General features: G+C 54.8%; 13 protein-coding genes, 1 tRNA gene, 1 other RNA gene and 2 pseudogenes. 10 read left to right on the top strand and 7 right to left on the bottom strand.

Annotated features, from left to right (window positions below; genetic code table 11):
* On the top strand, positions 1-279 hold a 279-nt coding region (locus KAJ71_RS22950; protein ID WP_248947763.1), incomplete at its 5' end, for a helix-turn-helix domain-containing protein.
* A gap of 70 nt (positions 280-349) precedes the next feature.
* Here the strand turns inward: KAJ71_RS22950 and KAJ71_RS22945 are convergent.
* Positions 350-493, bottom strand: a pseudogene (locus tag KAJ71_RS22945) (transposase); the annotation flags it as partial.
* On the opposite strand from KAJ71_RS22945, the pseudogene KAJ71_RS22940 reads away from it, so the two are divergent.
* The 3 genes and pseudogenes from KAJ71_RS22940 to KAJ71_RS22930 form a co-directional block, all read left to right on the top strand.
* A pseudogene (locus KAJ71_RS22940) lies at positions 494-604 on the top strand (helix-turn-helix domain-containing protein); the annotation flags it as partial. It abuts the pseudogene before it with no gap.
* A 331-nt stretch (positions 605-935) separates the two neighbouring features.
* Entirely contained in the window at positions 936-1,367 is a 432-nt protein-coding gene (locus KAJ71_RS22935; RefSeq protein ID WP_248947762.1) for a YuaE family lipoprotein, read from the top strand.
* Positions 1,364-2,785, top strand: a complete 1,422-nt coding sequence (locus tag KAJ71_RS22930) for an FKBP-type peptidyl-prolyl cis-trans isomerase N-terminal domain-containing protein (protein WP_248947761.1) — start codon at positions 1,364-1,366, stop codon at positions 2,783-2,785. Before KAJ71_RS22935 ends, KAJ71_RS22930 begins: the two co-directional genes overlap by 4 nt.
* A gap of 84 nt (positions 2,786-2,869) precedes the next feature.
* Here KAJ71_RS22930 and KAJ71_RS22925 read toward each other — a convergent pair whose 3' ends face one another.
* Genes KAJ71_RS22925 through fepD form a run of 3 tightly spaced genes read right to left on the bottom strand, consistent with a single transcriptional unit; the run spans position 2,870 to position 5,767 of the window.
* Positions 2,870-3,670, bottom strand: coding sequence for an ATP-binding cassette domain-containing protein (locus KAJ71_RS22925; RefSeq protein WP_248947760.1), 801 nt, complete (start codon positions 3,668-3,670; stop codon positions 2,870-2,872).
* Entirely contained in the window at positions 3,667-4,692 is a 1,026-nt protein-coding gene (fepG, locus tag KAJ71_RS22920; RefSeq protein WP_248947759.1) for an iron-enterobactin ABC transporter permease, read from the bottom strand. The genes KAJ71_RS22925 and fepG overlap by 4 nt, the downstream gene beginning before the upstream one ends.
* 1 nt (position 4,693) lies before the next feature.
* Complete coding sequence (fepD, locus tag KAJ71_RS22915; protein ID WP_248947758.1) at positions 4,694-5,767, bottom strand: Fe(3+)-siderophore ABC transporter permease; 1,074 nt, start codon at positions 5,765-5,767, stop codon at positions 4,694-4,696.
* 285 nt (positions 5,768-6,052) lie between these two features.
* Here fepD and entS point away from each other — a divergent pair, with 285 nt between their 5' ends.
* Positions 6,053-7,321, top strand: a complete 1,269-nt coding sequence (gene entS / locus KAJ71_RS22910; RefSeq protein WP_248947757.1) for an enterobactin transporter EntS — start codon at positions 6,053-6,055, stop codon at positions 7,319-7,321.
* Here the strand turns inward: entS and fepB are convergent.
* Positions 7,308-8,267 (bottom strand): Fe2+-enterobactin ABC transporter substrate-binding protein, encoded by a 960-nt coding sequence (gene fepB, locus KAJ71_RS22905; protein ID WP_248947756.1) that lies wholly within the window; start codon positions 8,265-8,267, stop codon positions 7,308-7,310. The two genes, entS and fepB, sit on opposite strands and share 14 nt — an antisense overlap.
* Before the next feature lie 195 nt (positions 8,268-8,462).
* Between fepB and KAJ71_RS22900 the strand changes: the two genes are divergently transcribed.
* The 5 genes from KAJ71_RS22900 to KAJ71_RS22880 all read left to right on the top strand — a co-directional run bounded on the left by KAJ71_RS22900 (position 8,463) and on the right by KAJ71_RS22880 (position 13,576).
* Positions 8,463-9,671 (top strand): isochorismate synthase, encoded by a 1,209-nt coding sequence (locus KAJ71_RS22900; RefSeq protein ID WP_248947755.1) that lies wholly within the window; start codon positions 8,463-8,465, stop codon positions 9,669-9,671.
* 10 nt (positions 9,672-9,681) lie between these two features.
* Positions 9,682-11,310, top strand: coding sequence for a (2,3-dihydroxybenzoyl)adenylate synthase (locus KAJ71_RS22895; RefSeq protein WP_248947754.1), 1,629 nt, complete (start codon positions 9,682-9,684; stop codon positions 11,308-11,310).
* A gap of 3 nt (positions 11,311-11,313) precedes the next feature.
* On the top strand, positions 11,314-12,168 hold the full coding sequence (locus KAJ71_RS22890) for an isochorismatase (RefSeq protein ID WP_248947753.1): 855 nt from the start codon (positions 11,314-11,316) through the stop codon (positions 12,166-12,168).
* A complete protein-coding gene (gene dhbA, locus KAJ71_RS22885) occupies positions 12,168-12,926 on the top strand; it encodes a 2,3-dihydro-2,3-dihydroxybenzoate dehydrogenase (protein ID WP_248947752.1) in 759 nt (252 codons plus the stop codon). Before KAJ71_RS22890 ends, dhbA begins: the two co-directional genes overlap by 1 nt.
* A 185-nt stretch (positions 12,927-13,111) precedes the next feature.
* Positions 13,112-13,576, top strand: a complete 465-nt coding sequence (locus tag KAJ71_RS22880) for a hypothetical protein (protein ID WP_248947751.1) — start codon at positions 13,112-13,114, stop codon at positions 13,574-13,576.
* A gap of 279 nt (positions 13,577-13,855) precedes the next feature.
* Here KAJ71_RS22880 and KAJ71_RS22875 read toward each other — a convergent pair.
* A non-coding RNA gene (locus tag KAJ71_RS22875) (RtT sRNA) lies at positions 13,856-13,987 on the bottom strand.
* Positions 13,988-14,232: 245 nt separating this feature from the next.
* Positions 14,233-14,308, bottom strand: a tRNA-Lys gene (locus KAJ71_RS22870).
* Position 14,309: the final 1 nt, after the last annotated feature.

Genomic DNA, 14,309 nt, shown 5'->3' with positions numbered 1-14,309 from the left:
TTCTTTAGCCGGGTATTTAACGGTGAGCGCGTATTGAGCCCGTTGATCGGGTCTTATCTGGCGCGTAGCGATCCTGACGATGTTTCAAGCCTGCACCATCTGACCCGTTGTGAAAATGATGTACTGACGTCCCTGTTCAACGGGATGAGCCTGCGGGAAATTGCCGAGATGCAACACCGCAGCATCAAGACCATCAGCGCGCACAAATGTAATGCCATGCGCAAACTACAGGTTAAAAACGACAGTGAATTATTCTCGTTGAGAAAGAACATTTCTTAACGAAATACGCCGTAAACCCTCGCCCAATACGGGCGGGGATATAAGGCGAAAGCCCTAAGGGCTTTAAAGATCAGTCAGGCATTGACTGACTCTGAATATAGTCTCTGAGAGTCTCAATAGTTGCCCCTCCTGCGCTACAGACAAAGTACGATCTTGACCATAACAGCCCTGTTTTGCTCTGTGTCTTTAAATGTGTATTTTGCTGGCGTAGTAAAATTCTATAGCCTTGCAGCAGGCGGTCATTAACCTCAACATCGCGTTTTCCAACTTTATTAATCCGAAGCTGAAAGCGCGTTTTCCGGCTTCCAAACGAAAGCATGGAAAGCAGTCCTGTTATCATTGTGTCGGGGTGAAGGTACTTACAGGCGGCGGGACTCGTCGTTTCAGCCCATGGAGGCCAGCGTAAATCCGTCACAGAGACGGTTGCGGCCTGAGAAGTGGGAGGTCTCGCTGTTTTCACGGCGGGGAGCAGTCACGGAACATATACGATGAATGACAGGAAATCCAACGAGGCATTCGCTCTGTTGCTGTTGCCACCAAGTATGACCTGTCTTATCATCCCCAACGGGTAAGAGTAATATTGCCCGCCAATGGAGGCGATCCGCGTGCGCACGGGCAGCGGTGACGGACATTATCCAGTCAGGAAGGAATAAAATTTGAAACAGCTTCAGAAAACCCGTGGATACCGGCAGCCACTGCTTGCCTGCCTGATCATCAGCAATGCCCTGCTGATGGCTGGCTGCGTGAGTGAAAGCCCGGTCACCTCTCTTGTCACACCGGCTGCGGAGCCTACGCCTGTCGTCGTTGAAACTCCACCCCCCCCGCCAGAGCCGACGCCTATAAGCAGGTGTCAGAGCGATCTTGCCGCGTTGCAAACCGTGAGCCCTCGGGTCTATGCAGTCAGGAAGGCCAATTTTGACAGTCTGCTGGGCAACGCCTCGTTTTACAGCGGGGTACGCGGTGATGTGAATGCGTTGACCAAAAATACGCTAGACGCGCTGTATAAATATAAAACCAATCAGCTGTGTGCACAGATAGGGCAGGACTTGCTTAATGGATTGATCCGCAAAATGGAGAGCGTGAAATGAAGCTGGGGTTAAAGTATGGTTTGGCCTTGAGCCTGACGCTGCCCGTGGGATGCGCACTGGGTGCAGATCAACTCAAGGATGACAGGGCCAGCACGCTCCGGGCCTTGGAAACGATCACCAGCCAAGAGAGTGAGGCTCCGGCGTTGCTGCTGTTGAGCCCTTCACAACTGAATGAGCTCAGCCTTCCCGCTGAAAGGAAAGCGAGTAAACCTTCCACCAATACCAAGACCCGCGAGTCAGCGCCCCTGCAAGCGCAAATCAAACAGTTAAATGCAGCCCTTGCCCAACGGGATCAAGAACTGCAGCAACTGCGCCAGGCAGCACAGCAGGATGCGGATGCTCGCGCTGAGGTTAGCCAGTTGAAAAAGGCTCTGCAGGAAAATTTGCAGGCGACGGAGCAGATGCAGCAGGATATGGTGGCCGCAGCGACGGCTAAAGGTGATAACTCAAACGAAAACGGTAGGCTACAGCAGGCGCTGGACCAAAGCCGCCAACAAAGCTCCGCGTTGCAGAAACAGTTGGCTACCTTGGCCAAAGCACACACAGATAATAGTCAGGAAAACAAGGCGTTGCAGGCCGAGTTGAACGAAAGCCGTCAACAGGCTGAGCAAGCTAAACAGGCGTTGGCCGCGTTATCGGCGAAAACCCAAGCCAACCCCATCTTGCAGATTGCGCTGGATGAAAGCCTGCACAACCAACTGACGATGCTGAAGGTCGCTAACGAGCAGCAACAGGTGGAAAACAGCCGATTGCAGCAACAGTTGTCTACGCAGCCACGAGAAATCATAGAGCCGAAGTCAGAGCTTGAGATCCGTGATTATGCCATCGGCAGTTCCCTGGCAGAAGACATGCTGGCTTTGCTCAAACAGCGGGCGGCTCAGGGTGTTGAAGTAGACAGCCGTTTGGCGCTGGCGGGTGTGCAAGATACCTTCGCAGGTAAGCTCAAGCTGCAACCGGAGCAGATCGACAAAGCGTTAGAAGCTAGCGAAAAGCTGGTACACCGTAACGAACAGCAGCAAAAGTTGGATACCGAAAAGGCAGGTGCCAGTTACATCAAGCAATTTGCCAAGCAAAAACAGGTGAAAAAAGAGGCTTTAGGCTACTTTTACCGGATCGATAAGCTCGGAAAGGGGGCCATTGGCGCGAATAACATGATCAGCGTGGCGGTAAAAGAGAGCCTGATCAACGGCAAAGTCGTCAAAGATATGCAGGCGGCAGGTACCTCAGTCAACCAGTTACTGAGCAGCTATCCACCGATATTCAGAACGGCGATCTCGAAGCTGCAAAATCACGGCAGTATCACGATGGTCGTACCGCCAAGTTTGGCTTATGGCGATAAAGGCCTGCCTCCTGATATCCCGCCGGGATCGACCATGATATACAACGTAAAGATATTGGATGTCGCACCTGGCAAGTAAATAAAACACGTTAGCGACAGGGCTGGTGCGCTCACAGTGATAAAAAAGTCGCCGGCCTGATTTTTATTGTGAGTGTACTGGCAGCTATTTCCCCAACGGCACCACCAGCGGGGTATGCGAAACCGGATCGTCGATGATCACGCACTTCAGCCCGTAAACCTCTTCGATCAACTCCGGCGTTACAATGTCTTTTGGCGCGCCCTCGGCCACTACTTTGCCGTCGCGCATGGCGATCAGATGGGTGGCATAGCGGCAGGCATGGTTGAGATCGTGCAGCACCACCACCAGCGTGTAATTATTCTCCCGGTTTAACTGGCGCAGCAGTTCCAGCAGATCGATTTGATGGGTGATGTCCAGCCAGGTGGTCGGTTCATCCAGCAGCAGCAGCGGCGTTTGCTGGGCCAACACCATGGCGATCCATACCCGCTGGCGTTGGCCACCGGAAAGGGTATCGACCGGCTGATCGGCCAACTGAGCAACGCCGGTTGAGCGCATAGCCTGCTCCACCGCCTGTTGATCTTCTTCGCGCCAGCGGCTGAACAGGCTCTGATGAGGGTAGCGGCCACGGGCAACCAAATCGAATACGGTGATGTCGCCAGGGGCAATTGAGCTTTGCGGTAACAGGCCCAGTTGGCGTGCGACTTCCTTGGTAGGATATTCGCGGATTTGTCGGCCATTCAGCCATACTGAGCCCGCCTGGGGTTGCATCAGGCGGCTGAGGGTGCGCAGCAGCGTGGATTTGCCACAGGCGTTTGGCCCGATAATGACCGTCAGTTCACCGTGAGGAATAGACACTGAAAGATCGCGTGCGACGATTTTCTTGTCGTAGCTCAGCGTCAGGTTTTTGGCACGCAGCGGTGCGGTTAACGGGGTTTCAGTATTCATTTTTTTCGTGACTCACGGATTAGTAACCAAATCAGATAAATGCCGCCGATGCTGACGGTCAACACGCCGACCGGCAACTGATAAGGCATAAATAGGCGCTGCGCTGCCACATCGGCCGCCAGCAATAATAAGGCACCGGTCAGCGCGGTGAGTAGCAAGACGTTTTGGTTGGCGCACAAGCGGCGGGCAATTTGCGGGGCTACCAGGGCTATAAAGGAAATCGGCCCGGCCACGGCGGTGGCGGCAGCGGTTAGCACCACGCCAGTCAGCCACAGTAGCAATCGGGAACGTTCTACGCCAACGCCGAGTGCGCAGGCGGTATCGTCCCCCATTTCCAGCAGCCGCATACGCCGTGTCAAGGTCAGCAACAGCAATAACGCCAGCAGCAGTACCGCCAGCACTGGCAGGCTTTTTGCCCAGGTGATGCCGTTGAGGGAGCCAGCGTTCCACAACCCTGCGGTCATGGAGGCTTCCAGCGAGGCACTGACGATCATCCAGGTATTGGCGCCCAACAACAGGGCACGAACGGCAATCCCGACAATAATCAGGCGGAAGGTCTCTACCCCGTTGCTCCAGGCCAACAGATAAACCACCCCGGCGGTAAGCAGGCCACCGGCCAATGCCCCAGAGGTAATGCCGATAACGCTGCCGTTAAACAGCACGATGGCGACCAGCACGCCGCTATAGGCACCGGTATTGAAACCGATTACGTCCGGGCTGCCGAGCGGGTTACGCAGCAGCGACTGGAAAATCGCACCACTGAGGCCGAGCGCCGCTCCCAACAGTAAAGCCATGGCGACACGTGGCAAACGCCACTGGGTGACGATCACCGCAAAATTGGTCGGGCCTTCGCCGCGTAACGCGTCGATCACTTGCGCAGCGCTGAGCTGCAAGGTACCAGAACCGAGGGCATAAACCGCCAACGCCAGGCAGGCGAATAACAATAGCAGGGCAGTCGCTAACGGACGTGCCAGCCGAAACGGTTTTTTGGCGAGGATCTGGCGGGAAACCAACAGGCTCATCTTATCCTCCCCGCCGGAACATACGGCGCTGGCGCACCAACATAATCAACATCGGCGCACCGATCAGGGAAAGCACGATTGAGACCCGTAGTTCCCCCGCCACCAGAAAGCGCCCCAGTAAATCAGCGCTCAGTAGCAGGATCGGCGTTAAAACCAGCGTCCAGGGCAGCATCCAGCTTAGTTCTGACCCCGCCAAGCGGCGGGCAATATGGGGCATCATCAGCCCGACAAAGGCGATAGGGCCAACGGCGGCGGTAGCTCCACCGCACAGTAGCGTAATAGCTAACAGGCCAAGCAGTTGGGTGCGGATAATCCCGGTGCCGAGCGCCGCTGCAAGCTCACTCCCCATGCTCAAGCTGTTCAGTGCCTTGCTAAGCCACAGGGTGATTAGGGTGCCCAGCAGGATCGGCAATGCGACGGTGCGCACTACCGCCATATTCTGAATGTCGAGTGAACCGGCCTGCCAGAAACGCAACTGATCGAACACCAAAGGGTTGAGTAGGGCAATGCCGGTGGTCATGCCTTCCAGCACTGCGGCCAGCGCAACCCCGGCCAGCGTCAGGCGCACGGGATTCACGCGGCTGCCACCCAATGAGCCTACCAGTGCCACCAACAGCGAGGCAAACAGCGCACCGGCAAAGGCGAACCACAGATATTGGCTGACGGTAGCCGCACCAAAGAAGGTAATGCCCAACACCACGGCGAAACCGGCACCGGAGTTAACCCCTAAGATGCCAGGGTCTGCCAGCGGATTGCGGGTGAGGGTTTGCATCAGCGCACCGGCCAGCCCAAGCGCGATGCCAGCTAAAACGCCGATCAGCGTGCGTGGCAGGCGGGCTTCGTTAATGATGACGCAGTCTGCACTGCTGCATTGGCCGCTCAGCGCCGCAACGACGTTACTGAAAGGAATGGATTTGGACCCTAGCGACAGGCTGAGCATCATCACCAGCAGCAGAACGGCAACGGCAAACAGCAGGCTCAACAGACGCTGCCAGAAGGAGCGGGATAAACCCAGAAACAGTATGCCCCTGCGGTCAGGGAGCTGAGGAGAGCAATTAGGTGTAGACCGGAACATGACAGCCCATTGTTAACTGAACATAAATGATATCTATTATCATTATTGATTGTATTTATCTATGGTAGCATGGCAGCCTGAGCAGCACTAGCGCTGTGCCTATCGAATATTGTGTCGTTGTTTGTCTACCCGTCGTCTTTCAAGTTGCAGCGTTGTTGACTGCACTTGCTCACCCTAGTCACTTACTAAAAGTAAGCTCCTAGGGATGAGCAAGCTGGCCGCCTAGCTGCAACTTGAAATCTATAGGGTATAAGAACTGAGGATATAAGTTGTGGTGATAACAAAATGAATAAACCCTCTATTTTGCTCGATTTTAGCCTGCTTAGGACCAACCCCGCTTTTCGTGCCGTATTCTGCGCCCGTTTTATTTCGATCCTGGCATTGGGCCTGATGGCGATCGCTATTCCGGTGCAGATCCAGGCGTTAACAGGTTCAACCCTGTTGGTTGGGCTTGCAGTGACCCTGGCGGGCAGCGGAATGTTTGCCGGTTTGCTGATGGGGGGAGTGTTGGCCGATCGCTATGAACGCCGTCGCCTGATCCTGTTTGCCCGTTCTACCTGTGGTGTGGGCTTTTTGGGGCTGTGCCTCAATGCTGCGCTACCTGCGCCTTCATTGACGGCCATTTATCTGCTGGCGGTGTGGGACGGATTTTTTGGTGCGGTGGGTGTGACGGCGCTGTTGGCGGCGACACCGGCCATCGTTGGCCGTGAGAATATCGTACAGGCCGGGGCCATCAGCATGCTGACCGTGCGCTTTGGTTCGATCCTGTCTCCCGCTATCGGCGGGCTGGTGATCGCCGGGGCTGGTATCAGTTGGAACTATGCGCTGGCGGCCTTAGGGACGTTGATTACCTTGATCCCGCTATTAAAATTGCCTCAGTTGCCGCCGCCGCCGCAGCCTCGTGAGCATCCATTACGGGCATTGATCGGCGGCTTCACTTTCCTGTTCCAGAACAAGGTGATTGGCATGGTGGCGCTGATCGGAGCGCTGATGACCATGGCCAGCGCAGTGCGCGTGTTATACCCAGCTATCTCGGGCATGTGGCAGGTCACTACACAAAGCTTGGGGATCATGTATGCGGCCGTACCATTAGGAGCGGCGATTGGCGCATTTACCAGTGGCCGGGTGGCTCAGGTGGCACGGCCAGGCTGGATGATGTTGATCACGGCGATAGCGGCTTTCGTGGCCGTGGGGCTGTTCGGCCTGATGCCTTGGTACAGTATGGCGCTGTTGTGTCTGGTGGTGTTTGGCTACCTCAGCGCGTTGAACTCGTTGCTGCAATATGGCTTGATACAGAACCTGACGCCGGACGCGTTTCTGGGCCGGATTAACGGCCTGTGGACCGCGCAGAACGTAGTGGGGGATGCACTTGGTGCCTTGTTGCTCGGCGCGATGGGGGCATTTATGCTGCCAGCGATGAGCTCGACCAGCTTCGGTTTTGGTGCGGCGCTGCTGGCCGTAGTGCTGGCGTTTGCCATGCGGGGCCTGCGCAACGTGAGCATGGGCGGGCAGAGCGAGGAGCTCCAACCCGCTACTGCGGCTACGGAGAAATAAACAGCTTTTCCAGACGCGTCAGCAAGTTGCTGGCGCTGTAATAATCCAGGCGGAAGGTGTCGTTCCCCAAGGCGTAAACCCGCTTATTCTCCACCGCAGGCAGATGGGCGAGGAAACTGTTGCTCATCAGCCGCTGTACGTCGCTTTCGTCGTTGGCGAATAACAGCAGCGTCTGGCCATTCAAGCCTTCTGCCAGGTTTTCACCGCCGAGTTGGACGATGTCTTTCCGCGCCCCTTGGCTGGTGCTGGCGTTAAGTTTTGGCGGCAAAGTGGCGAGGGTAAAGCCTAGCTGTTGCAGCAGTTGCCCTTGGGATGAGTCGGCGGTCCACAGGTTGGCGTTCTTGCCATCGCTGCGAAAGACCAGTGCTGTGGTGGGTTGTGGCGGTAATACAATCTGCTGTTTCAGCGTTTTCTCACGGCGATCAAACTCGCTAACGATCATCTTCGCTTGCGCTTCATGGCCGGTTGCTACGCCGAGGATGTTGGCCAGTTCCTGCCAGCTTTTATCGTCGTAGTTCACCACCAGCACCGGAGCGATGGCCGACAGTTGATCGTACAGGCGCACCGCAGAATCGGCCCCGGTAGCGGACATCACAATCAGGTCCGGTGCTTCACCGGCGATCGCCTCGGCGTTGGGTTCACCAATATATAACCGTTTTACTCCGCGTTTGGCCGCAATCTCTCCCCACTGGTGGAAAAAGCCCTGCTGATCCGAAAGCCGGTTGTTTGGGCTGGTGGCTCCGCTGGCTATCACCGGGGCGTCGATCGCCAATAGCGTACCGGTGACCGTCACGCTGGTGGAAACGATGCGCTGTGGCGGTTGGTTAAGGGTGATAACGCCGTGCGAGGTTTCGATACTGCGCGGCCAGGCTTGAGTCTCGGCTTGGGCCACGCTCAACGCCAGCAGGCCAAACAGCGCCAGGCTGAGCCGCAAGGGGATTGACATCGGTGAGATCCTTTTTTCTCTGAATGATTATCATTCATTGGTCTAAAACCACCAAGTTTAACCCTTAATGTGGCTTAGCAGAAGAGGTTACGTTTATTGACATGATCAGTTCTGGCAGGTACTTTATCGCGGATGCAATACAAATGATAATCATTATTATATTGGTTATTGTTGATGAAACAAGAGGAAGTACCTATGGACGTAGCCGTTAAGGGCGCTGCGCAAAAGGGCCTGCAACAGGGGGTAGAACTGGCACAGGCCGACACAATATCTCCGACTTCAGGTTTCTTTTTTACCTCGCCTTTTCGCAGTCTGAGCACCCAAGGATGCTTTGCCCGCATCACCTTGCCAGCGGTTAATGGCGATGACCTGCAAGGCCAATTCCAGCAGGCGATACAGCAGGCCTTTGCTCAGGCCCGCAAGGCAGGCATCAAGGATCCGCTGCTGTGTGGCGCGATCCCTTTCGACACTCGTCAACCTTCGTCACTGTTTATCCCACAACAGACGCAATGGTTTGATCGTGAAACCCTGCAGGCCAGTTTGGCACCGGCTGCAGGGGCGCTCCCTGAGATTGTCCGCCAAACCGAGTTGCCAGCGCAGCCGCAGTTTATGCAGATGGTGAGCGATGCCGTACAGGCAACTAGCGGTGAGCAATTGGATAAGGTGGTACTCGCCCGCCTGTTGGACATTGAAACCAGCAAGCCGGTAGACCACGAAGCGTTGATGATGCGCATCATTGCCCAGAACCCCCATGGTTTCCATTTCCATGTGCCGCTGGCAGAGGGGGCGTTGGTGGGAGCCAGCCCGGAGCTGCTGCTACGTAAATTTGGCGACCAGTTCCATTCCAATCCGCTGGCGGGTTCGGCTCGGCGCGAAAGCGATCCGCAGCGGGATCGGGCCGTCAGCGAACAGCTGTTGGTTTCGGGTAAAGACCGCTATGAACACCAGATCGTGACCGAAGGTATGCGCCAGGTCTTGGCTGGGCGTTGCAGTCATTTGCATATTCCCGTAACCCCCGAACTGCTCAGTACCACCACGTTGTGGCATCTTTCGACGCCAATCGACGGTGAAGTGGCCGATCGGGCAGAGAATGCCCTGTCGCTGGCCTGCTTGCTGCACCCGACGCCGGCATTATGCGGTACTCCAACGCTGGCAGCGCGCGATCTTATCGAACAGCTTGAGCCGTTTGACCGGCAGCTGTTTGGTGGCATTGTCGGCTGGTGTGACGCCGAGGGCAACGGAGAATGGGTCGTCACCATCCGTTGCGGCACCGTCAAGGGTAATCAGGTACGCCTGTTTGCCGGTGCGGGCATCGTGCAGGACTCTTCCCCGCAGTCCGAATGGCACGAAACTGGTACCAAACTCAGCACCATTCTGCGTGCGTTTGGCCTTAATCAAGGATAGAGAGTCCCCCATGACTATTGCTTTTACCCCTTGGCCTGAAGAGTTCGCGCGCCGTTACCGCGAACGCGGCTATTGGATCGATCAACCATTGACCGATATCTTGTCCCGTCAGGCCAACAATGACGCCATTGCCCTGATCGACCCACAACGTAGCTTAAGCTACCGCCAACTGGAACAGTTTTCCGACCGTTTAGCCGCCGCCCTGTTACGGCGTGGACTACAATCCGGCGATACCGCGTTGGTTCAGCTTGGTAACGTGGCTGAATTCTATGTGGTGTTCTTTGCCCTGTTGAAAATTGGCGTGGTGCCGGTGAATGCCTTATTCAGCCATCAGCGTAGCGAGCTGAATGCCTATGCCAGCCAAATCAAGCCTGTGCTGCTGATTGCCGATCGCGAGCACGCTCTGTTTGCGCAGGATCAGTTCCTGGATACGTTCAGAGAACAGCATCCTTCGCTAAGGGTGGTTGGGCTGCGTAATCAGGCCGGAGGTGAACAGGCGTTGGCCGCTTGGATGGAAGAGGAACTCGGTGATTTTGAACCGACGCCAACGGCCGCCGATAGGGTGGCGTTTTTCCAGCTTTCTGGTGGTAGCACCGGCACGCCTAAGCTGATCCCGCGCACCCATAACGATTATTACTACAGCATTCGCCGCAGCGTGGAGATTTGCCGCTTCAACAGCGCTACCCGCTATCTGTGTGCGTTGCCGGTGGCCCACAACTATCCGATGAGCTCTCCGGGCGTATTGGGGGTGTTCTATGGTGCCGGTTTGGTGGTGTTTGCCAGCGATCCCGCTGCTGCCCAGTGTTTCAAACTGATCGAACAGTATCAGATCACAGTCACCGCGCTGGTGCCGCCTGCCGTTACCCTGTGGTTACAGGCGATCGAAGAGTGGGGCAGCAACCAACCGTTGGCCAGCCTGACATTGCTACAGGTTGGCGGAGCCAAATTGGGGGAAACCCTGGCGGCTCGTATACGCAATGAGATCGGCTGCCAGTTGCAGCAGGTGTTTGGCATGGCCGAAGGGCTGGTGAACTACACATTGCTGGATGACGACGACCAACACATTCTCACCACCCAAGGCACGCCAATGTGCCCGGACGATGAGCTGTGGGTGGCAGATGAGCAGGGTAATCCGCTACCTGTAGGGGAAACTGGCCGCCTGATGACGCGTGGGCCATACACCTTCCGAGGTTATTACCAAAGCCCTGAGCATAATGCTGAAGCCTTTGACGAGAACGGCTTCTACTGTTCCGGCGATCTGATCAGCCTGACGGCGGACGGTTATGTGCAGGTACAAGGGCGTCAGAAAGACCAAATCAACCGTGGTGGCGAAAAGATTGCCGCAGAAGAAATTGAAAACCTGCTGCTGCGCCACCCGGCGGTGATTAACGCCGCGTTGGTGTCGATGCCGGACGATCTGATGGGTGAAAAAAGCTGCGCCTTTGTGATCGTGCACGAGGCCGTCAAACCCGTGGTGCTGCGCCGCCATCTGCGTGAGCAGGGCGTGGCCGAATTTAAATTGCCCGACCGCTTTATTCAGGTGGAGTCACTACCGTTAACCCCGGTCGGTAAAGTCGATAAAAAACTGCTGCGTGAACGCCTGGAAGCGCACCAACTGTCTCAGGCCAAAGGAGAGTAAATCATGGCGATCCCTAAACTTAACGATTATGCGTTGCCAACCCCGAGCGAACTGCCGGTTAACAAGGTTAACTGGGCCTTCGAGCCACAGCGCGCAGCACTGCTGATCCACGATATGCAGCAATATTTCCTCAATTTTTGGGGTGAAGACAGCCCGCTGATCAAACAGGTGGTCGAGAACATCGCCGCTCTGCGCCGCTACTGCAAGCAGCAGGGTATCCCGGTGTTTTATACCGCGCAGCCTAATCAGCAAAGTGATGAAGACCGTGCCTTGTTGAATGATATGTGGGGGCCGGGGCTGAACAAGCACCCAGAGCAGCAGGCGGTGGTCAGCGAATTGGCACCGGATGCTGATGACACGGTGCTGGTGAAGTGGCGTTACAGCGCGTTCCATCGTTCGCCGCTGCAAGAAATCCTGCAAGAAAGTGGGCGCGATCAGCTGATTATCTGCGGCGTGTATGCGCATATCGGTTGCATGACCACGGCTATCGACGCCTTTATGCGTAACATCAAGCCGTTTATGGTGGCCGATGGCCTGGCGGATTTCTCCCGCGAGGAACACCTGATGGCCCTGCGTTACACAGCCGGGCGCTGTGGCCGGGTGGTGACTACCGCCGATCTGCTACCCGGTATTGCCAGCATCGATGCGCTGCGCCAGCAAATTATCCCGTTGCTTGATGAAGATAGTGAAGATATCGGCAATGACGAGAACCTGATCGATTACGGTCTTGATTCGGTGCGCATCATGGAGCTGGCAACCCGCTGGCGTAAAATTCGTGAAGATATCGATTTTATCGCGCTGGCTAAATCCCCTACGATCGATAGTTGGTGGGCGCTGCTCTCCGAGCGGAGATCCTGATGACTAGCGGGCAGGAGTTTACCGGTAAACGCGTTTGGGTGACCGGTGCCGGGGCGGGGATTGGTTATCAAACCGCATTGGCATTTGCGCAGAATGGGGCTGATGTTATCGGCTTCGATCTGCATTTTGGCGATCTGGACTATCCGTTCCGCACCGAAGTGCTGGATATCACCGATGCCGATGCGGTAGATAGCGTTTGCCAGCGTTTATTGGCGGAACATGAGCGGTTGGACGTGTTGGTCAATGGGGCTGGCGTTTTACGCATGGGGCTGACCGATGAAACCAGCAATGCGGACTGGCTGGCCTGCATGGCGGTGAACGCCGGTGGTGCTTTTAACCTGTTCCGTCATACCTTGCCGGTGTTCCGTCGCCAGAAGCAGGGTGCCATCGTGAGTGTTGCCTCCAACGCGGCCCATGTGCCACGTATTGGCATGGCGGCCTACTGCGCCTCCAAGGCCGCGATGCGCAGCCTGTGCCAAACCGTGGGGCTGGAAATGGCGCCTTTCGGCGTGCGTAGCAACCTGGTTTCCCCCGGTTCGACCAATACCCCGATGCTGCGCGGGATGTGGCAGGATGAACACGGCGAAAGCAACATGATCAAGGGTTTCCCTGACCAGTTTAAGTTGGGGATCCCGTTAGGCAAGATTGCCCAGCCGCAGGAGATTGCTGATGCGATTCTGTTCCTGGCGTCTGATCGGGCCAGCCATATCACGATGCAGGATATTGTGATTGATGGTGGGGCGACGTTGGCGGCGTAACAAGGGGACTTGATGTGGTTAATTTCAATGGAGCCTATCGGATGCTACGGATCCTTTAACTAGATGGTCGTGTTGAGGACGGTCAAATGCTATATGCTATCGTTGTATGGGCGTTTTATTATATTTCATGGGCAGAGGGTGTGTTATTTTATTTATCTTCCATGTAAAAATATAGGATGTTTAATATGCGTATAAGTAATGCTTTTAACTTGTTCAGGGCCAACGTATTGAATGACACGAAGGCTGCAGTTGCTCTCGCCCAAAAAAAACCTGAAAAATATAATGATGTTGCTATGAAGCTAACTAAGGCTAGCATTACTTCTTTGAATTTCAAGCTGGAAAATAAAGAAAGTAAACTTGCTGATGCAGATAAAAAACTTGAGGCAGGAAAGAATAAATATCCTAGAGAATATGAATATGCCCATAGTAAGGATGCACGAATGGTAGGGAAATCGTATGAAGCAGTTAAGTCCCATAATAAGAATATGAGTGTCTACAGCGACAATATTGCGCCGCATGCTCGGGTTTGTAATGAGCTAAGAGAAGAAATATCTTCATTGAAGTCTAAAATAGAAAATCATGAGGGGAATTTAAAGCACATGGTACATGCTGGAAACGTTAAAAATATTCAGAAAGCAACGATATATTGAATAGGCATTGCTTATTTCTCCAGTGTACTTGTCAGCCCTCTCCTATTGGGTTTTTTATTAGAGTGAACCAGGAGGAAAAATGCCTTTGGAGGTTAATGTCGTTAAGTTAAGGTATGGTTGAGTGATCCGTATACTATGAGAAAACCCGGAGCAGATTATGTCTCCGGGTTTTTTATGCAAACTTCCTAAGCGTGGATTTTATCTCTGAATTTAATCATGGTCGAAGCTCCTGGCTCCCCAGAAATGATAAAATAAAGCCGGAAAAACCCTCAAGGATTGAGTGCGGCCGTGCAGGATTGACTCGGCCTTTGGCCTCGCCCTGCGGGCCAGCGCAAGCGCTGTTCAAAATCGTTTCTGACGATTTTGTCGAACTTGAACGCAGGTTCTCATCCAACACGAGATCGTTGCGTATGTGACATTGGGAGTGTGGGGGGGGTAGCGCATATGCGAAAAAGGCGCTTAAAGGCGCCTTTTTCTAAATGGTGGTGGGTCTGGCAGGATGACCGGCCGCCGCCGTTGTCTCGCAAGCGAGACTCGAACCTGAACGCAGGTTCTCACCCACAGGACCCTTCTTTGCACATGTGGTGAGGGAGACGGCACTGTTGTGTGGAGTACATATGCGAAAAAGGCGCCTAAAGGCGCCTTTTTCTAAATAGTGGTGGGTCGTGCAGGATTCGAACCTGCGACCAATTGATTAAAAGTCAACTGCTCTACCAACTGAGCTAACGACCCA

The organism is Serratia silvae (assembly GCF_023282985.1).
GTDB lineage: Bacteria > Pseudomonadota > Gammaproteobacteria > Enterobacterales > Enterobacteriaceae > Chania > Chania silvae.
Note: the sequence above shows the minus strand (reverse complement) of the source record. Positions and strands in the feature narration are given on the sequence as shown.